This window comes from Bacillus sp. S10(2024) (genome assembly GCF_050473865.1).
Classification (GTDB): domain Bacteria; phylum Bacillota; class Bacilli; order Bacillales; family Bacillaceae_G; genus Bacillus_A.
Genome location: NZ_JBFLUR010000002.1, coordinates 2,418,402 through 2,440,013 on the forward strand (window position 1 = coordinate 2,418,402; position 21,612 = coordinate 2,440,013).

At 33.6% G+C, this 21,612-nt stretch carries 14 protein-coding genes; 7 read left to right on the forward strand and 7 right to left on the reverse strand.

Features of this window, described 5'->3' with window-relative positions; all coding sequences use genetic code 11:
* Positions 1 to 174 precede the first annotated feature (174 nt).
* Positions 175 to 645, forward strand: a complete 471-nt coding sequence (locus tag AB1280_RS12365; RefSeq protein ID WP_429755975.1) for an antibiotic biosynthesis monooxygenase family protein — start codon at positions 175 to 177, stop codon at positions 643 to 645.
* 227 nt (positions 646 to 872) lie between these two features.
* Here AB1280_RS12365 and AB1280_RS12370 read toward each other — a convergent pair whose 3' ends face one another.
* Positions 873 to 2,279 (reverse strand): PLP-dependent aminotransferase family protein, encoded by a 1,407-nt coding sequence (locus AB1280_RS12370; protein ID WP_429755976.1) that lies wholly within the window; start codon positions 2,277 to 2,279, stop codon positions 873 to 875.
* Positions 2,280 to 2,410: 131 nt separating this feature from the next.
* On the opposite strand from AB1280_RS12370, the gene AB1280_RS12375 reads away from it, so the two are divergent.
* From AB1280_RS12375 to AB1280_RS12385, 3 genes are all read left to right on the forward strand, one after another.
* Positions 2,411 to 3,310 (forward strand): DMT family transporter, encoded by a 900-nt coding sequence (locus AB1280_RS12375; protein ID WP_429757335.1) that lies wholly within the window; start codon positions 2,411 to 2,413, stop codon positions 3,308 to 3,310.
* A gap of 1,152 nt (positions 3,311 to 4,462) precedes the next feature.
* Positions 4,463 to 5,416, forward strand: a complete 954-nt coding sequence (locus tag AB1280_RS12380; protein ID WP_429757336.1) for a hypothetical protein — start codon at positions 4,463 to 4,465, stop codon at positions 5,414 to 5,416.
* Positions 5,417 to 5,681: 265 nt separating this feature from the next.
* Positions 5,682 to 6,890 carry a cytochrome P450 gene (locus AB1280_RS12385; RefSeq protein WP_429755977.1) on the forward strand — a complete coding sequence of 403 codons (1,209 nt, stop codon included), beginning with the start codon at positions 5,682 to 5,684 and terminating at the stop codon, positions 6,888 to 6,890.
* 74 nt (positions 6,891 to 6,964) lie between these two features.
* On the opposite strand, the gene AB1280_RS12390 is transcribed toward AB1280_RS12385, so the two are convergent.
* Complete coding sequence (locus tag AB1280_RS12390; RefSeq protein ID WP_429755978.1) at positions 6,965 to 7,510, reverse strand: C40 family peptidase; 546 nt, start codon at positions 7,508 to 7,510, stop codon at positions 6,965 to 6,967.
* Between the two features lie 518 nt (positions 7,511 to 8,028).
* On the opposite strand from AB1280_RS12390, the gene AB1280_RS12395 reads away from it, so the two are divergent.
* Entirely contained in the window at positions 8,029 to 9,699 is a 1,671-nt protein-coding gene (locus AB1280_RS12395) for a M4 family metallopeptidase (RefSeq protein ID WP_429755979.1), read from the forward strand.
* A gap of 470 nt (positions 9,700 to 10,169) precedes the next feature.
* Here AB1280_RS12395 and colA read toward each other — a convergent pair whose 3' ends face one another.
* The 5 genes from colA to AB1280_RS12420 all read right to left on the reverse strand — a co-directional run bounded on the left by colA (position 10,170) and on the right by AB1280_RS12420 (position 17,268).
* Entirely contained in the window at positions 10,170 to 13,070 is a 2,901-nt protein-coding gene (gene colA / locus AB1280_RS12400; RefSeq protein WP_429755980.1) for a collagenase ColA, read from the reverse strand.
* Between the two features lie 535 nt (positions 13,071 to 13,605).
* Positions 13,606 to 14,091: a GNAT family N-acetyltransferase gene (locus AB1280_RS12405; RefSeq protein WP_429755981.1), complete on the reverse strand. Its 486-nt coding sequence runs from the start codon at positions 14,089 to 14,091 to the stop codon at positions 13,606 to 13,608.
* An 841-nt stretch (positions 14,092 to 14,932) separates the two neighbouring features.
* A complete protein-coding gene (locus AB1280_RS12410; protein ID WP_429755982.1) occupies positions 14,933 to 15,253 on the reverse strand; it encodes a ribonuclease E inhibitor RraB in 321 nt (106 codons plus the stop codon).
* A 121-nt stretch (positions 15,254 to 15,374) separates the two neighbouring features.
* Positions 15,375 to 16,799, reverse strand: coding sequence for a PH domain-containing protein (locus tag AB1280_RS12415; protein WP_429755983.1), 1,425 nt, complete (start codon positions 16,797 to 16,799; stop codon positions 15,375 to 15,377).
* On the reverse strand, positions 16,792 to 17,268 hold the full coding sequence (locus AB1280_RS12420; protein ID WP_429755984.1) for a PH domain-containing protein: 477 nt from the start codon (positions 17,266 to 17,268) through the stop codon (positions 16,792 to 16,794). The genes AB1280_RS12415 and AB1280_RS12420 overlap by 8 nt, the downstream gene beginning before the upstream one ends.
* Positions 17,269 to 17,590: 322 nt before the next feature.
* Between AB1280_RS12420 and AB1280_RS12425 the strand changes: the two genes are divergently transcribed.
* The gene (locus AB1280_RS12425) at positions 17,591 to 19,999 is read left to right on the forward strand and encodes a PAS domain S-box protein (protein ID WP_429755985.1); all 2,409 of its coding nucleotides are present in this window, start codon (positions 17,591 to 17,593) and stop codon (positions 19,997 to 19,999) included.
* Positions 20,000 to 20,577: 578 nt separating this feature from the next.
* A complete protein-coding gene (locus AB1280_RS12430) occupies positions 20,578 to 21,390 on the forward strand; it encodes an alpha/beta fold hydrolase (protein ID WP_429755986.1) in 813 nt (270 codons plus the stop codon).
* Positions 21,391 to 21,612: the final 222 nt, after the last annotated feature.

Genomic DNA, 21,612 nt, shown 5'->3' on the forward strand with positions numbered 1-21,612 from the left:
CATAGAGGCGCTTTTTGCCTCGGCGGAAGGCGCGAAACGACCGACTGTTCAGGCCCAGTGGTTAAGGTTCTTTCACACAGAAGGCGCTCTTTACCTTCTTGTGAGAAAGGTTCTTAGACACGAGGACCTAGGAGGCGGAGTTGGATCATGAAGAAAACAAAGGGGGCTAAAACGATGAAAGCAATAATTTCGTACGAAACTTCTTTAGAAGGGTCTAATTACGTCGGAAAAAGCGAAGAAAAAACAATATATTACAAAGAAAATGTAACAGAAGAAACCGGAGAACATCTATATGAAGTACTAGATGCTGTTGGAGAGATGACAGGAAACGACGGCTTCGTTGTATGCAATAATATCGCTGTTACAGAAGAAGGACGTCCTATCTTTGAACATCGTTTCCAAAATCGTGCTGGTTTAATAGAAAAAGAACCAGGCTTCCGTGCCATTCGTGTACTGCGCCCATTAACAGACGATACATACATCATTATGACAGTGTGGGAAAATGAAGAATCATTCCAAGCATGGCAACAATCACAGTCATTTGGAAGAGCACATCAAAAACGCCCTGCCCAGCCTAGCGGCGAACCACAAAAGAGTATATTTGCAAGACCTTCTTTTGTGACGACTTTTACAGTAGGAGAATAGTAGTAACGTTTGTTTGGTTTGATTTTCAAATACTAAATATAGCTTTTGAAAATCACCTCGAGAGATATTGTTATCTTAAGAGGTGATTTTTTTCTAAAAGAAAAAGAGTAAATTCTATAGAAAAGATAATCGAGACGCAGACATTGCCACTCGTATAAACTGTGGTTAAACATTCAAGATGTTTCATCTATTTTGAAAATCAACGAGATTGAAATGATTTACTTCATTTAGATTTCATTTTTTTCAATCCATATTTTTGCTAATTTACAGACACCTTCCTTAATTTCATGTTCACTTAAATTCCCCAAACCTAATTGGATATGCGGGTATTCAGGTGCGTTTTTAATAAAATATTGAGAGCATGGATAAACAATAATTCCATTGTTAGACGCTTTATTTATCAAATCTTTCTCACTCATTTGAGTTTTGACTTCAATAACTACATAAATACCAGAGGAATCGCCTTTGATTTCTATATAGTTATCAAAATGATTCTTTATTTCTTCGCACAATACCTTCATTTTACGTTTATAAAGAGATTTCATTTTCCTCAGATGTGCATACCAATATCCCTCTGAAATAAAATGAGCCAGTGTTCTTTGATGAAAAGAAGAAGCTGTTTGTTCTAGTAAAGACGAAATTTTCTCATACCTAGGAAGTAATCGTTTCGGTAAGACCATGTAACTTACACGGATTGAAGGTAATAATGCCTTAGAAAATGTACCTACATACACAACCCTGTCATTGGAATCTAGACTCTGTAAGGAAGGAACAGGGTGATGAATGTAGCGAAATTCACTATCATAATCATCTTCAATAATATATCCCTCAACCTGCTCAGCCCATTGAATGAGTTTTAACCTTTCATTAACAGGCATCGTATACCCAAATGGAAAATGATGTGTTGGTGTAACATATATCAATTTTGCGTCTGCTTTACAAAGTTGATCAACATCCACCCCATTTTCAGAAACAGATATAGGGTCAATTGAGAATGATTGTAAGGAAAAAATTTCTCTTGCCCCATTGTAACCAGGATCTTCTACAGCTATCTGATGAAACTCCTCTTTTAAAAGAAGAGTCAAAATCAATAACAAGTGCTGTGTACTGCTGCCAATCAATATTTGTTCACTAGAAGCGTTAACGCCTCTCGACTGAAACAAGTAATCTGCTATAGCCATTCTTAACGATATATCCCCTTGTTTGTCCCCATAAGAATACATAATAGGGTCCATTAAGACTTTATTCGTTAAGTTCCGCCACTTTGCGATAGGAAAGTTCTCCTTATCAACCGTCCCAATTTTAAAATCAATCGTTGCACTTACAACTTTTTGTCGCTGTTTATGCGTTACTGTAGTAGGCTCATATGTAAATAATTGTTCATACATATTTACCTCTACAAAATAGCCCTTCTTACTTTCACTTCGTATATAACCTTCTGCTAGAAGTTGCTCATAAGCCACTTGCGTTGTATTTCTACTTACATTCAAAAGCATTGCTAATTGTCTAATAGAAGGTAGTTTCATATGCTGCGTAATCTTCCCTGTTAATATCTGTGTCCTTATATAAACATAAACTTGTTGATACATTGGAACATTACTACTCCGATTTATGTTAAAAACGAGTTCTTTCACTTCATACACCTCAACTGTCATTTGAAATTATTGTAAACTGTACCTTTTATAAATGACAACGAAAATTCATATTAAGTATACGGATTTATACGTACTTATTTAACAGGAGTGATGCTACATTGATTAAAATTATGTACTTATTTTGTTTAATTGTTTGGGGACTTAATTTTATTGCAGTTAAAATTCAAGGTACACCAGTTAGTTTAGAACTATCATTATTATACCGTTTAGCTTTAACAGCAATTTTATTTCTAGTTCTCATATGCTTTATGAAACCTAATGGAAAACCTAATAAAAAAGATATTCCATTCATCGTTTTATTTGGCGTCTGTAATTTTGCTTTGAGTTATCTATGTCTCTATCATGCTACTATCATGTGTTCTGCCGCTATCGTAACTCTAATCTTTTCCTTAAAAGTTATTTTAACTCCAATAGCACTCCGAATATTTCTTAAAGAAAAACTACATCCAAGAGTTTTTCTTGGAGGAATTTTTGGTATCTTAGGTGTTTGTATTCTTATATATCCAACATTAAGTGTCTTTAAAGGAATATCTACTATGAAAGGAATTTTGATAGCTCTCTTAGGTACAATTCTGACCGCAGTAGGAGACGCTTGTTCTGCTAGAAATGCTAGTAAGAAAATAGACCCACTTTATGCAAATGCTATTGGTTTTGCTATAGGTAGTTTGTTAATTGGTTCAATTGTATATACGCAAGGACAAACAATTATTTTCCCTACAACCGTTACATACTTATCAGCCCTAATTTATTTAATTTTTATTGCTTCTTTTTTGGCTTGGTTATTTTATTTAAAACTTGTAGAAAAAATAGGAGGAACAAAGAGTGGTTACATGGTCGCCTTATTCCCTGCAATTGGTGGGATAGCATCAGTGATAATTGGAGAAACAGATTTATCAATGTATTTGGTTTTTGGATGTTTATCTTCTTGTATTGGAGCTTTAATAGCCCTAGGTTTTAGAGTTAATTTTAAAAAATCTACCTCCTATTCAAGTGTTAAAGTTAAGAAATAAAAATATTTTATTAACTGGGGTATTCAAGGGCCTTTAGGGATTATCATACAAAGTTCGGATTTTTTTGCAAATAATGGTCCGTGACAATCAAATTATTCCCCAAAATAACTGCTTAAAAAATGAAGAAAAGCTGTATTCGATAAACCAGCATGTCATATAAAATATAACAACATGTTATGTTAATGAAACAGAGTATAATAGACATATCAATTCTCGTATGTACAATAAGGAGGATATATTTAAATGTGGAGAAGAAGTTTGTGAGGAATGAAAGCAAGCCATCTCAAAATTAGAAAGACTTAAATAACCTATAGTAATGAGGATTACATGAATGAAAAGTTCCTTCAAATTTCTGAAGGAACTTTTCACTTTTTCAACAATAGACATATCAACTTAAACATACCCAAATTCGATTAGCATGACAATTTCATATCCTTTTAGCCCTTAAACTGATCTAAGTAATATTATTTATAAAATACATATTTATTATTCAATGAATAATATCCCTAAAAAATACCATTCTTAATAAACTTCTAAAAAAACCTTTATTTTATGTAGATTTCCACTTCTTTCTCATGCAATTTTGCATAGTAAAATATAGGAAAACGGTATGTGAAATATTATTTCATTATATTGAAATTATTTTCCGTCAACTGAATTTTTACAACCCATTATAATAATTCTATTTTTCAGAGAAATATAAAACTAAAGTGATTATATTTTATAAAAATAGGATTTTAGTAATATAGTTATTTTTATAACAAATAATACTTATATATAAATTATGTATTTCACTGAACAAAATTTTATGATTTACGTAGCAAAAATAGCGTGCTTTAATGTGTGTATAAGATTCTTACCTTCCATGAGAAACAAGAGAATATAAAAGGTTCATCATTAATATGTAGTTGATTACATCCTGTAGATGGAATAATAATCTATCATCTATACGTAGTCTAAAAAATTTAAAGCTCAAAAGAGTTTATTTCCAAAACTACCTTCTTATCAATTCGCCAACTACATTTATACTTGATAAACCAAATAGAAACATAGTTTCACTTCTTTTGCGCTTATCGTTTGGTAAATAGATCTTACAGCAATATGTACATTTTATCATTTAAAATCAAAACAGAAGAGGTGTGCAAGATGAAAATACAGAAAATTACAAAAATTATTTCAGCAGCATTTGTATTAAGTACAGCTTTATTTGTAGCACCAGGATTTTCTTCAGCAGATACGGCTACGAATGTAGGAAATCTTCCAGTTGTAATCAGTTCTCAAGAAGGACAAGCACCTATGTCAGCAGAGCAAGTTGCTCAAAATGGTACGCAACTTCCTTACATTCCTACAGGCCCTTATGAAGAATTCCCTAGTCAATGGCATGTTTCTACAGATCAAGGAGCTCTAATTGATTATGTATATGTAGATGTTATTGCTAAGCAAAATGGAGCAAGAGTTTATGGAATTAAGGGTAATGTTAATGATAAATATAAGGTTGTAAAAGCTGATGGTACTTGGCTTAAAGACGGAGAAGAATATGAAAAAACAGGTAACAAAGGGGAAGTATTATATTCACTAGCAATCCCTAAAACTGATCCAATTTTAGAAGATACTAAATTGAAAAAAGAATTAAATTGGAAATTAATTGATTCAAATATAGTAGATAAAAATTCAGGTTACCATTGGAGCAAAGCGGTTACAAGCGGAATATCTCATAATGTAACTGTAGGATTATCCTATACAATCGGAATGGAAGTAGGGCTTGAAGGGATTGCAACAGTAAATCAATCATTAACTGCAAGTTTCGGTTATGGTGTCACATTAAATTCAGAAGAAACAGTAACAAAAACATTTGATTTTAATCCAAAGCCTGATTACGCATATGATCAATACAGAACTGCATTATATCAACAGGTAGCAACATATTCAGTTGTTCCAGGGGAAAAATTACAAAAGTGGATGTCTGAACAAAATAGTGTTTGGGATAATATTTTTGGTCAACTTGGTGGTCAATTTGGTCAGAAATTTACAAGTCCGACAGAATATAAAGTGAAAAATTCAGTTGATTATCCGGTAGATGTTTTAGTTGCACTTACTTCTAAATAATGAGAAAGCTAGCATTTTGCTAGCTTTTTTTACTTCTAACACTAGATTACATGGAAAGTGTATCTAGTCTATTATCTTCTTTGACATAATCTCCCTACACAATCAAGCAAAAATTTTCAAGCCCCCATTGCACCAAAATATTTTTCTCAACCCATAAAAAATAAACATCCCCTTCTCTTCTGCTAGAATAAAAGATGTTAACCTATACAGCTTAGAAACTCCTAATTGTTACTTTTTATTTTGAAGAAAAAAGGAGGAGATATCTATGAAGTCACCCGAAAATGTAATTTTAGTTCATGAGATTTCCAAGCTAAAAACAAAAGATGAACTTTGGAATCCATATTCTTGGTATCAGCATATGAGAGAGAATCACCCTGTCTATTATGATGCAGATCAAGGTGTATGGAATGTATTTATGTATGATGATGTGAACCGGGTTTTATCTGACTATCGTTTATTTTCTAGTAGAAGAGATCGTCAACAGTTTTCATTTCCACAGCAAGAAACACGAATGAATTTAAATTCTTCTGATCCTCCTGAGCACCGCAATGTTCGTTCTATCGTTTCAAAAGCATTTACACCGCGCAGTTTAACTGAGTGGAAACCACATATACAAGCACTCGCAAATGAAATGATTGAAAAGCTAAGAAATCGTGATGAAATTGATATTGTAGAAGACTTAGCAGCCCCATTCCCGGTCACTGTCATTTCTAATTTATTAGGTGTCAAGGCAACAGATTTAAAAAAGGTAAAACGATGGTCCGATATTTTATTCATGCCATATAGCCGAGAGAAATTTGCTGATTTAGATCAACAAAAAGCAATCGCGATGAAAGAATTTAAATCGTATCTTCTTCCCGTTGTTCAAGAAAAACGGTGCCACTTGGCAGACGACATTCTTTCAGACTTAATAAGAGCTGAATATGAAGGTGAGAGATTGACAGATGAAGAGATTGTTGCCTTCTCACTCGGCTTACTGGCAGCTGGTAATGAAACAACTACAAATTTAATCATCAATAGTTTTTATTGTTTCTTAGTTGATAAACCAGGAGCGTATAAAGAATTACGTGAGAATCCAGATTATATTCCGCAAGCAGTTGAAGAGGTGTTACGTTATCGTTTTCCAGTCACATTGGCACGTACAATAACAGAGGATACGAATATATTTGGACCAAACATGAAAAAGGGACAAATGATTGTTACGTGGGTAAGTGCCGCAAACTTAGATGAGAAACAGTTCCCTAATGCTAGCTGTTTTGACATACATCGGCCAGGTAACGAAAAACATATGACATTCGGAAAAGGACCGCACTTTTGCTTAGGTGCGCCTCTCGCACGCTTAGAAGCTACAATCGCTCTAACTACATTTATTCAACAACATAAAGAAATCAAACTTTCACCATCTTTTCAGCTAGAGAACTGCCTACTAGAGAATGAACAAACTCTGAAACATTTGCCGATTCTTTTAAAGTGAAGGTACTTTAGTAAAAAAAATGGATTTATATACTAAGCACTTGAGATCTATTTCTCAAGTGCTTATTCCTATTATTACATTCTTCCATAGCCAGCAATATGTTTACTCCAATAAGAATCAGCTAAACTAGCTTCACTCACTCCTTTTGAGCTGCTCGAGTTATAGAATTTATTATTTCCAATGTACATACCTACATGTGTGATATAAGTACCTGAATTGTAAGTACCCTTGAAAAACACTAAATCACCTGGTTGAAGATTACTTTTACTTATACGCTTAGTAGCATCATATTGCTGCTGGGCAGTACGCGGTAATTTAATTCCTTGTGTACCGTAACCCCATTGCATTAATCCTGAACAATCAAATCCAGTTTTTGGGCTATTCCCACCATAGTGATATGGTGTTCCTTGATATTTCTTCATTTCCGCATAAACCTTTTGAAATTGAGAAGCAGTTATGGACTGAATTTCAAAGGATTTAATATTCATAGCTTCAAAATTCGTTTGCATTGCTACATCTTCATTTACAGGAGTATTATTCGTTTCTTCTGCAAAAGCAAAACTGCTACCAGCTCCAATCACCATCCCAAATGCTAAAGTTCCTGCTATTAATTTTTTCATAATATCCCCCTAATTCCATTAAATATTTTACAAATAAGTTAATTTCGACCGTTTTTTTACAAAACCCTTTGAATAGATTAGGAGAAAATATCGAGTTATGTTGAGAAAATTTTTTAGCTTACTGCAAGCAGGGAGTGATTGTAAGGTGTTGTTTATTTAGAAAGAATAACATGGGCTATTAAAAAATAGATTAGATTCTACAGAAATAGAAAAATACGGTTCGTAGTTAATAAAAAAATGAGCGCACGTCACTAGCATGTTGCTCTCTTTTTTATTCTATGAAAATAAAAAGCCTACTTTAATCCACCCTTTTAACACCTAAAACTCTCGCATAAATTACTCATTGTGAAAAAAGGAGATCTCCATACCGATTAATAGTTAGATAATTTACAAAAATTTGAATCAACAAAAAATAATATATGCAATTTTACATAAATACATACACGAGAATGAAGTTGTTTGTATACTACCTAGTAAGATGCATCTTTATTACATGGAATATTAAAAGGAGAAATAGAATGAAGAAAACAGTCGTTACAATACTAGCAACTGGCATGGTTTTAGGTGCTCCATTTTCAAATGCCTTTGCAGAAGAACAAGTATCGCAGCAAGAAGCTTTGGATAAAATGGAAGTCGTTCAAAAAACGTGGAATGATGAACAAGGAAATCCATCCTTCCTTTCAGGGGAATTATCTGATAAAAAAGTGGAGTCAGAAAAAGCTGTAAAAGCATTCCTTGAAGAAAATAAAGAGTTATTTAAAATCAACCCACAAACTGACTTAACACTGAAAGAAGTAAAGTCAGATGATTTAGGTATGAAACATTATGTATACATTCAATCTATTAATAACGTACCAGTTGATGGTGCAAAATTCATTGTTCATACAAATCGTGATGGAAAAGTAACAACAGTCAACGGAGACGTACATCCAGCTGCGGCAGAGCAATTAAAAGAAAAGACAAAGGCAAAGATTTCAAAAGAAACAGCCCTTTCAAATGCATGGAAACATATTAATCTAGCAAAAAATGATACATTCGTAGAAACAACTGGAACTCCATTAGAACAAGTGAAAGAAAACGCAAAATCTACAAATGAAAACGCAGATTTAGTTGTTTATGAAAAAGACGGGACTTATTACTTAACTTATAAAGTACAATTACAATTCATTAAACCTTATGGCGCAAACTGGCAAATCTATGTAAATGCAGAAGATGGAACAGTTGTAGGTTCATATAATGCAGTTACAGATGCAGATACTCCACAAAAAGGCTATGGAAACGGAGTACTAGGGGATCGAAAAAACCTGAATACAACTTACAGCAGCCAATATGGACAATATTATTTAAAAGACACAACAAAGCCAATGAATGGTGGCGTCATTGAAACATTTACAGTAAATCACAGTACTGCAGAAAATCCAAAGAATTACAATCTATTCGATAAAGATAATGCTTGGGTAGATAAGGACCAAGCTCCTGCGGTTGATGCCCATGTTTATGCTGGAAAAGTATATGATTATTACAAAAATGTTCATAATCGCAACAGTTTTGATGGAAACGGGAAAACGATTCGTTCTGCAGTCCATTATGGAAACAACTATAATAATGCGTTTTGGAATGGCCAACAAATGATTTATGGAGATGGTGATGGTGTTGAATTCGCGCCACTATCAGGTTCGCTTGATGTCGTTGCACATGAACTAACACATGCTGTGACTGAAAAATCAGCTGATCTTGAATACATCAATCAATCCGGGGCACTAAATGAATCGTTTTCTGATGTATTCGGATATTTCGTTGATCCAACTAACTGGGATTTAGGAGAAGCTGTATATACTCCAGGAGTTAAAGGAGATGCTCTTCGCAGCTTATCAAACCCTGAAAAGTATGATCAACCTGCTCATATGAGAGACTATCAATATTTACCAGAAACAGAAGAAGGCGATAATGGCGGCGTACATACTAATAGCGGTATTCCAAATAAAGCTGCCTACTTAACAATTAATGCTATCGGTAAAGAAAAAGCAGAAAAAATCTACTACCGTGCCTTAACAACATATCTCACACCGACAAGTGATTTCAGTAAAGCACGTGCTGCTTTATTGCAATCTGCAGCTGATTACTACGGCGTTAATAGCGCTACATATAAAGCTGTGCAAAAAGCTTGGGATGACGTAGGCGTAAAATAATAGTTTCATTGCTATAAAAATAGAAAAGGATACACTTGCTAGGAGTATTGGGCTAGGGTGTCCTTTTTTTGCTATCATGAAAGAGAATTCGTGTATCCTTAGGACCCTCTCACCCTTTCCGCACACTTTATCTAATAAATAAGAAATAGGGATACATATGAATATGAAAACAAACGAAACGCGAACGAAGAAAAAATAGTAAGATATACAGCTCGCTATACTTTTAATATCGCTATTCTTTATATACCAATAGAAAAACGGTTTAGAGATTGATAGTACTGAAAACTTCGGTCTTACATTAGCTGTCATCATTTTCGTTTTTAGTTTTTTTCCTGAAAAAATAAAAGAGGGTAAATAATGTAATAAGCACTTGAGATCTATTTCTCAAGTGCTTATTGCTGCAAATATAAATTCAAAAATTGTATATCTTTTCTACAGAAAGGAAAGTTACATATACATTGGAAATCGTTTTATTTTACCAATAATGAATATGTCCCTTTTGCATCTTCCTTATCAAAAAACGCAACTATGTAATACTTCCCAGGTTTCGCTTCAAATTTCCCTTTTATATTATTTCCATCCGCTCGGCCCGTGATGACAGGATTTCCTAGATCTGATTCATGATACACATCCCAGTTTATCCCAATTTTTTGTTCGTCCATAAAAGAAATATCTACTTCTTTTGGAGATGTGACATTGAATGTGTACATATACGCCATATTAGGTCGATCCATAGTTCCTTTTGAAAGCTTATTAAAACTAAGTATCTTTGCCTCTTGATAGTTATGACCTGCTGGCTCATCTTTTTTTACGGTAACCGTTGTTTGTCCTCGGCCCGCTTTTCCTTTATTATCTTTCACTGTTAACTTTGCAGTATATGTTCCCTCTTTCCCATATACATGAGTAGGATTTGCTTCTGTACTTGTTGTACCATCTCCAAAATCCCAGAGATAAGAAACAATTTTTCCACCTGTACTTTCTGTACCATCGCTATGAAACTCAACTTTTTCATTTACTATTTCATTGTATGGTCCATTCATGTTTACTTTAATCGCCTGTTGTTCTTCTTCTCCCGTTGCAACACCATGGAATACAACATCGTATTCAAATTGATTGTTCGCATTCACACGATAATTGACAAAATATGCTGTAACTGTTTTGTAGCCGCTCCACTCTTTTTGCGCTAATTTTTCTAAAGATTGATTGATTTGCTTACTCATCGCTTTCCAATCCCCAGATTCTCCTTTTGTTACGCCGCCCGTATATGTTCCTTCTAATGTAAACGTGTCAAAGAATTGAGACTTATGCTTTGTAATCGTTGCGTCTTTTACCTTTGCTACACCTGTAATGTCTTTCTTTACATCCGCTAGTGGCTTTGGTGCATGTTCAGCTAAATAATCATCTGATACTTGCGGGGTATTATATGTACCCTGATTATCAATTAACTGCTTCATATAGTCTTGGTATCCTTTATTTAAATTTGGATCCTTACTTAAAGCTTCACGATATGCATCATAACCATTCACATCATTTGCGCGAATGAAATCTTGAATCTTATCGAACGTTTCAAATTGATGAGTATATAAATAAGACTGCAGTGCAAAAGAATAATTATAAAAGTCCCATTTATCCGGTCCGTCTCCATATTTCGAAAATAATGTTCGTTCTGCTGTATAACGCTGTGCAGGATCAGATGATAATCCGCTAATTATACTTTTGCGCGGAACAACATTATTCGTACGAGTAGAGCCCGCAAAAAACTCTGCATTTCCTTCTTCAAACCAAGTCAAACGTTCATTTCGATACATTTCTCCTTGTCCCCATGATCCTGGAACTTCGTATCTTCCCTGTAAATAGTGTGTAAATTCATGACGGAACAATTCTTCCAAACTATAACGACTTTGCTCTGGTGTACGCTCATATGTAAAGAACGTTCCGATTCCTTCAATATAAATTCCGCCATTATTCGTGTCATATCCATATAGTTGGCTATTTTTTTTATATTCATCTGGATTATTATAAATGACGATTGTCAGTACATCATCAGCTTTCCCTGCTTCTAACGCTCCATCTTTTCCAATTACACGATGATATTGCGCCTTTACTTCTTTAGCAGCCCAATATAATCTCTTAACCTTTTCTTCTGTTACTTTATCTCCTGTTTTAAATACAATAGCACCGTCATCGAATGTATACGTTTTTGGTAAGTATTGCTGCCTTCCTTCTTCACGTATTTTCTTTAAATCTACTGTATTTCCGTAATAATCTTTTCCACCATAGTTTGTTGAAATTTGCTCTGCCGCAGTAAAATAAGCTTCACTTAAACGAGGGTACATGTTCATTGCTTGTGTAAGTACTTCTAAAGGCTTATTTGGATTACTATGGAAATTTCCTAAACGACCAGTATAATAAACACCATTATTAATTAACCAGCTATTCTCTTTTTTCCCATCATTCAGAAGAGCCATTCGACTAAATTCATTTATGAAACTATCAATTTTCCCATACCATATTGTCTCATCCGCTTTTTTACGTGTCTCAAACAAGTAAGATTGTATATCATCATCAATTCCTTGCATAATCTCATACACGGCATCCCCTTTCTTCTTGTCACCTACATATGTAGAAAGGTTATCGTTATATTGCTTTAATATATTTGCCGCATACTGAACGGTTTCAGCATCACAAGAAGCGTTTCTAATTATTTTACCGTATGCAGATACCACTGCATCCTGTTTATCTGTACCAAGTTTAAAATTCGGATTTTTTGCAATTGCTTTTAATGCCGGTAAACATTTATCATGGAAGCTTCGCTCATTTAAATAGCTTACCTCTTTATTATTAAAGCCTACATAAGATACGGAACGTAATATTTCAGCAAACGTCTCAATCCCTTTTGTATCATCTTTTGTAAATGTGCTTCCACGACGACCTAATTCATCAATAATAAGCTGTATTCGCTCTTTATTTTGATAAAACGCTTTTGTTTCTTGATTAAATTGATCTAAATCTGTAATTTGGTTCCAACTAATGTTTGCCAATGTATCGATGAATTCGTCATTACCCATTCTATTTAGCTCTGCTAAAGAATAATTTTGCTGAGACTGTTTTGCCGCTGCTTGTCTCACTACCGGAGCTGGACGTTGTGAAAAATTGTTCACTTTTAAACGTTCTTCATAAGACAATGTTTCGTCTGCTTTTGTAGAATGGGCAAGTTCATCTTTTGAAGTTCCGATCCCAGTTGGTTTCACTTGTAACACATTGTAAGGTGTTTTTTCTTCCGCTGCTACTTGTGTTTGAATACTTCCAAATGACAAGGCCACTGTACTAATACCGAGCATCATTTGGGTAAATTTTGATTTCTTGTTCATCACATTTCCTCCGTTTCTATAATCCATCCAACAGAATAGCACGTTATTCCCATAAAACAATTTAATATGCAATATTGCATATTAAATTGTTTTATATTTGTGAACAAATCATAAAAACTCAATGACATCAACATTTTCTAGCTATAGTCATACATATATTTATTCTTTAAAACTGCTGTCACGATAAGTTTTTGTAGTTCTTAACGTACAAAACTACAAAAGTGATGTTGTGCTCCATGTCCACCAACTTAAGAAACCTTAAACATTATTCTTTCTAAACAGCTAGATTAAATAGAGTTTACAGTTTCCTATATTTATTTAAGATTCTTTTATAAAACTTATTTTTCCATTTGACAATCTAGTGATTTATGGAAATACTTTTGCATTGTTCTATTATTTACTAGCAGTCTTGTACGTATTGTGCTCTGTAAAATTATTTCATTTTAATGTGAAAAAATAAGGGGAATAATACAGTTTGTAAGTACTATTTCCCTTTAAAGTTGTTTAATATGGCCGTATATCTTCTACTTCCCTTCTATATAAACCTACTTAAAACTTCTCCAGGTAACCCCTCAATTTCACAAATCTTCTCTGATGTAAATCCTTGCTTTATTAAAATTTTTCTAGAAGGAATATTTTGTGGATCGATAATTGCCTTTAATATGTTCAAATTTGTTTGCTTCGCTAATTCAATTAATTGCTTGGCAATTACACCACCATAACCTTTCCCCCAATATTTTGGCAATATCATATAGCCAATTTCAGCTTCTTCCATGTTATGTTCATTTAATGTTACATGCCCAAGCCCAATAAATTCACCGGTCTCACGATTGTAAACTTTATATGAGCCATATACCTCATACTTTTCATTTCGCTCTAATAACTTTTGATAGTTTACTTGCGCCTCTTCTAACGGAATTGCTCGTTCCGTAATTTTTGCCATCACTTGTTCATTCGATACTAGTTGGAAGTAATCGTTAAAGTCTGTTGCTTTAAACTTTTTAAAGATTAGTTGATGCATTTTTTCTTCCTCCTTCATTTATAAAGGTTATTATTATTTCACAATGGTCCCTATAACTTAATTTACCGTTGTAAGAAGAAGTCCTGTTTCAACTTTCTTATAACTTTTTTGAGGAGTTAAATACTACATTCTATTATGAGAATTGCTCTTTAATAAAGAGAAGAAATACATTTTTTCATGAATGCAGAAATTGAGTTAGATATATAATGAGCCACTCCCATTTTCTCGTTTTCCGTAACTTGATGATGTTGTTGCTATACCTTATAACACTTAATCTTTAGATATTTCATAGTCATATACAACACAACATAAGATGGTGAAAATTATCAAACCAATATATTGAACTATAAGAGGAACGTTTATTAACATCGTTGTTAATACGTTTGTAAACATCCCAAGAATGAGTAATCCACTTTGAATTCCCATAACCAATGCAGATAACCAGTGTTTCTCCTTTATACAATAAAAAATAAACCCTAACCCAAAAAGCATTACGATTATTCTTACTGGGTACCTCAAAATTACAGAGAATACATTATCCATAAAATCAAAATTCAACATAGTTATCATCTAGTTTTCTTTTGATTATTTTTCTTACCGTAGTCTTTATATGCTTTTCTATACCCATTGTGTACACCTCTTTCAAAAATAATGGCGCCTTCAACTAACGCAGTCTACCCTAAAACTTTAACTCCAGACTTCCTAGCAACTTTTTCTTTATTATAAAAACGCTTTGCAACTAATCATGGACAGGAGTAATAAAATAAAAAAACGGAATGCACAAAGACCCCTCTTACACAATAAGCATAGATCCATTACACATTCTGTTACTATAAATCTACTATTCTGCAAACGTACCCCAACCGTCTACATAGCCGCCTAATCCTTTACTTACTTCATTTAAGTCTTTTTGAATTCCTACCATATCTTCATAATTTAACAACATTTTTTTCGAACAAATGTATGTCCATTCTTCAAATTCTTCTTCATATTGTAATTCATAATTTAATCCTAGTTTTGTTATTTCTGAAAGTATTTTTTCTCCACAATCTTGATTAGGAACTGCAATGAAAAAATCCACTATATGTGGCTGACTAAAATTAATTCCTTTTTTATATAACATTTTTAATACTTGTCCATCTTCATCTTTGGGAAATTTCATTTTATTCCTTCCTCATATATTATTAAAATGCTTATCTACTTGAATATCGAAAAAAGAAGCTGACAAAAGTTTATTTTGTCAGCTCCTTTTCGTGTACTTGGCGCGTCAAAGCGTCAATATATCAAAGCTCTCGCTTATACCAACTTTGCATCTTCTCCGCGTCTTCCATCCGCACATGTTCTAGTTCATGACCAGCCGAGGCATTATGGAAGTTATATGTACAAAGTCCGTCTTTTTTCTGGAAGTATGATTGGCTTTTCTTTAAAGATTGAATGTGTCTTCTTTTCACAAAAACAGTATATTTGGCGATTCCGCGGTATGACATTGTCAGTTGATCGTCATCAATACGATATCCGCCTGCTTTGTACTGCGCATAGCCAAGCCAGATGGATACTAAGAAAAGTGGTAATAATAACGCAAGTAGAAAGTGTTTGTGAAAATAAATACTCGAACCAATAATTGGTACTGCTACAATACAAGCGAACACAAAATTATCTAACATGTGACGTCTCATTGCCGTTTTCGGTAATTGTGTCATCTCACTGTTTATCTCATATGGCAATTGTAAGTATTGTAGCATCTCTAGCACTTTTTTCTTTTTCATAAGCGGATGGAGCGTTACGTCTGTTTGTCCTTCTTCAAATTTTTGAATGGCTTCTACATGAACAGAGCAATATCCAAAAGGTTTACGAAGGATCCCTTCTTTCATTTTAATCCCGTGAATACGGTGCGTTTTTAATACAAGCTCTTTTCTTTCTAGCAAACCTTGTGAAATGCGAATTTCATCTCCTTTTCGTGAAATGGTAAAATTCGCATGCTGCAACGCATATTGAATCGTTGAAACGACCCACGATAATAGAAGTAAAGCAACGAGCATATATACCCAGCCAGCTATATCACTTTCAAATACATACGTTTCCACATAATTCTCAACCTTCTTCACGATGTTATTCGGCAAAATATCCCGAAGTTTATCTGCTAAAATGAAAAGGATTGAAAATAAAATACCAAATTTCCCGGACGTAATACTTGCTAGCAGAATTTCCTTCCACGTTAATGTATATGCGACCGTGTTATGTTCTTTCTTTTCAATCGCAGGACCCTCTAATTCAGGCGCATCCTTCACATCGCTATTTTCATTTAACATGGCAATTAAACTTGCGGCTTCTTCTTGGGTAATCCCTACTAACTGTACTTCCGCTTTGTCAGCTCCGCCAGCTGTTTCAATCTTTAACTTTGTGAGACCTAATATTTGATATAAAATATTGGAGCTCGTATTAATGGTTTGTACACGATCTTTATTTAAATAGCTTTCTTTTTTTGTAAACACTCCTTGTTTAATATGTAAAATATTGTTCTCAACCCAATATGTTTTGTAATACCAAGAAACGGCAGTAGAAATAACTGCTAAAGTAAAAAATCCAATCGGAATTACATACCAAAACGGAAACTTACCCTTAGCACTAATTAAAAATACCGCAATAGGTGCAAGGTCTCTCAATTTAATTTCAAACAAAATCGTAATTGGATGCTGCCGCTTATACATCCTCATCACTCACCTTTGCCAGTTCTGCAATTTGGCGTTTTAACCTCTCAGCTTCACGCATCGTCAATCCTGGAAGAGTATGCGCTGTTGCGGCTGTTGAGATTTTCAACTCAGCTAAATCAAACTTGCGCATAATAGGCCCTTGTTCAATTGTAATATGCTGAATACGAATCATCGGTACAAGTACTCTTTCTACAGTAAACATTCCTTTTTGAATTTCCATTTCCTCTTCGTTTAACTCATAGCTATAATAGCGCTGACGTAAACTTGGAAATACAAGATAACCGAGCGGTGCATACGCAAGAAGCCCGATTACAAGTGCACCAAATATCCAGCCTGTCCAATCAAATTTCATCATAAATATACAATAAGCAATTGTAATTATAAGACCGATTCCAGATGTAATAAGCGAGCTAATTTGCCATACTCTTACCATCTTTGGGTTAATTTCATTTTCTAACGGTTGCATTCTTTCACCTCTAACTTCATAATCTAGTGCAGATTTTTCTGTGACTCTATAATCATATTAAAAACACAATTGGAAAACAAGCCATGTAAAGGTAATGTTTTCCTTTTATCCAGCTACAAGTTTAAAAAATCGATATAAAAACCCTCTTTCTTTTTAGATGGGCAAGAGCATCTGGCCACGCATAGAAGCAGCTTAGATGGCGAAAAGTTAAAATGAATTTATACAGTCATAAAAAGAAAACTATTGTTCTCTATTTCTATCATATTTTTGTAGGATTTTCCCTCTTTTTGTCGAATTTGTTTGATATAGGGAGGGGCACAGTATGTTTATCAAAGATTTTTTTATTAACCTATTTATTTTTGCTTTTCTAGTTAGTTCAACTATATTCATCCAAGTGTTTGTAATGAAATCCAGTCAGTTCATCGAAAAATTATATGGGGCATTTATTGCTATTATTTTGATGGCCTTCTCTTTTCAATACATGGGGTTTTATTATGACCTTCGGGCTGTTCCTCTCATTTTGTCATTTGTTTACTTTGGTCGTACTGCCGGTTGGATTACGGTACTTAGTATTTTTATCATGCGTGTTATGTATATGGATGGATATTGTGGGCCATATCTCGTCGCCTTATTAGGGATAGGTATTATATTTACTATTTTTAAATCATATTTCGAAAACTTACACCCTTTTAAAGCTAGCTTTCTTTATCTAATTTGTTATATAGCTATGATTCGATTGGTAGGCGAATTCTTCATTCCAGCTGTAATATCTAACATTGTTTACATGCAAAGTTTATTATTTATGAGTTTAGGCCTTTTAAGCGGACTTTTTCTGATGGAAGCTTATCAAAAATTATATTCCTTAACACAAAAGTTATTTAAAATGAATCAAAAATTAGAAAGATCCAAGCAAGAGCTGAAAGACACTGTTCATGAACTACAAGGAGGAATTTTTAAATTTATTAAAGTAGATACGCACTTTATACATACGATGTGTGATGGACAATTTTATTATCAAAATGGATTTCATTCTGAACAAGTGGTAGGAAAAAGTTTACGTACGATAGATCCTTCTATTATCCCTCCCCATCTCGTTCCTCACTTACTAAAGTATTATGTACAAGCATGGGAAGGGAATGAAGTTACATTTGAAATTCCCTGGCCAGATAATAAAACCATTGCTCTAATCGCACTTCGGCCAATTAAGCAAAACGGAAAAGTAATTGAAGTTGTTGGTTCTGCAATTGATATTACAGAGAGAAAAAAAGTGGAAGATGAATTAAAAACGACTAAAGAATTGCTGGAGTCATTTGTAGATAACAATATAGATGCGATTGTTATCACGGATCGAGAAGGGCATATTTTACAAGCGAATAAAGCTTATGAAACGATATTTGGTTGGTCCATACAAGAAGCGATCGGTAAAAAACTTCCTTGTGTTCCCGATTTCTTAATGGATGAATCGATAAAAATTGTTCGAAATATCCTGTCTGGAAAATCTGCAATTACTCGATTAGAGACCATTAGACAACGAAAAAATGGGGATTTAATTGATGTAAGTATGACAATTTCACCCATTCTAGATGTAAGAGGAAACATAATGGCTCTCGCTGCGATCTGTAGGGACATTTCCGAAAGAAAACAAGCAGAAAAAGAACGACAGCAACTATATCAACAATTGCAAGAAAGTGAATTGAAATATCGTGCACTATTTGAACAGGCAGCGGATGCGGTATACGTAGTAGAATTGGATAAAAATCGAACTCCTACTCAATTGATTGAAGTAAACACTATTGGATGTGACAGGTTTAATTTAAGTAGAGATGAGATTCTTAGTATGCCATTTTTTGATCTTACTTCTAAGGACTCTCCCCTTATAAAAAGATTAATAGAAAAAATTAAAAAAGGGGAAAATTCTTTTACTTTACATGATGAGTATGTTTTCCCTACAGGAAAGAGCATAACGACAGAGATTAGTATTCATGTATTCAAGTTGAATGGAAAAGAAGTTTTCTTAAGTATTTCTCGAGATATTACCGAACGAATCAAGACGGAAGAATTATTAAGAAAATCCGAAAAACTTGCTGTTGTAGGTCAACTATCTACAGCAATCGCTCATGAAATTAAAAATCCTTTAACTGCAATGAAAGGATTTATGCAATTATTAAAAACGGTGGAAAATGAAAGTAATCATCACTATATAAATATCGTATCATCAGAAATTGATCGAATTGAAAGCATTACAAATGAATTTATGGCAATCGCCAAACCTCAGGCAGTGAAAATTCAGCCTAATGATATAAGTATGTTAATGAATCAAGTTGTCATGCTGCTAGAACCCCAAGCACTCATGAATAATATACAAATGAAGACAGAAGTTATGTCTACTATTCCAATGATACATTGTGAAGGGAATCAATTAAAACAAGTATTCATTAATATTTTGAAAAATGCCATTGAATCGATGCCAACGGGAGGCGAAATTGTCATTCAAATTGATGGAGCTGATCATGATCAAATCAATATTCGATTTATCGATCAAGGATGTGGAATCCCGCAAGAACGTATACCATACCTTGGCGAACCTTTTTATAGCATTAAAGAAGAAGGAATTGGCTTAGGATTAATGATTTGTTACAAAATTATTGAAATGCACCAAGGAAAGATATGGATTGAAAGTGAAGTGAATAAAGGAACAACGATTGATGTTACTCTGCCTGTTTGTAAATGATAAAACAACGGATACAACATTAACTTAGTTTGATGTGTTAAAACATGAAGCAAATAAAAAAGAATGCTACATTAGTATTCTTTTTTATTTAGTCTCTATTTCAAATTCACATTATAGCTTTTTTCTTGAAGGGACATTATATACTTTGCATAATATCTCAAATTATTATCATTAAAGTGCTCATAATAGGTATACAACAATTTGCAACACCAATCTAAGTCGATTATATCACCCATTTCTTTTATTTCATTACGTAGCAAATCCAATTTCCCTTGAATCGAATCCATTAACACCTTTCCTTTCAAAACACAATTGAATTACATTCCTATTTTAAACTAACCTGACTTTGTTTGTTTAATAAAAACCCTAAATCCCTTCTAACTACCTAGAATAAATTATTTTAGTTCATCTTTTTTATAAGTTATCAAACTTTATTTAAAATCTATATTATAGCGGACATCCTTTATAATTTTGAAATTAAATAGTATAAATATTTCAAAAATGTATTGATTACACATTCCATATATTGTATTTTAAAAGTAACCTTACTTTTAAAAACAAGCAAAGGAGGCTTACTCATGCCAATTCTTCAAACAAAAAACGGTGAATTTCATTACGAATCTTTTGGACAAGGAGAACCACTCCTTTTTTTACATGGAAGTGGAGCATCTTGGAAAATGTGGAAACCACAAATTGAATCATTTTCTAAAGAATATCAAATGATTCTTCTCGATTATCGTGGACATGGAGAATCGATAAAAACCTTCCCAGGTAATGTATATGATTACGACTTAATCGTATTTGATATTATTTCATTTTTAGATACACTAGGCCTCACATCTCTTCATGTAATCGGTGTTTCACAGGGAGCAGTTCTTGCGACATTAATAGCCATTCATCATCCCTCCTATGTAAAAAAATTGATCATTTCTAATAGCTATAGTGAATTTCCAACTAAAACTTCTAAATGGGTGCTTCAACTTTCCAATTTCATTTTTAGTTTGTTACCATATTCAACGATTATTGATTTAATGATGAAAGTATACAAACATGAACCCTACACGCAACAAATACTACGCGATTCATTTTCTATTGATAAAAAAATGTTATTAATGATGAAAAGAGCAAAATTTCCTGTTCATACTTCTCTATTACATCTCGTTCAATCCCCTACTTTAATTCTATCTGGAGCAGGAAAAGTTGTAACAGGTGTTGATGAAGGAAAAGCCGCAAAAACCATTCATAAGTATATCCAAAATAGCACACTTGCTTTATTCCAAGATGCATTCGATCCACTCAACGTCATGAAAAAAGATATCTTCAATGAAATGGTCCTTGATTTCCTTAGAGACGCTTCTCTACATGAGTATGACGAGGTTTCTTATGCATAACAGATTCTATCTAACCAATAAATCCCATTAAAATTTGTGAAGTAATTGTCTACATATGCATCGTTAAGTATATTAGGTGAAACAGCTGCATCCGAAAGAATCAGAACATAGTCAAAAAAGTCTCGGTTTGGTCACCGAGACTTTTTTCATGTCCTTCCATATGTTATCGAGGGTTTAAGGGATAAAGCATCGAATCTTTTTTATAATTTTTGAAAGCTATAT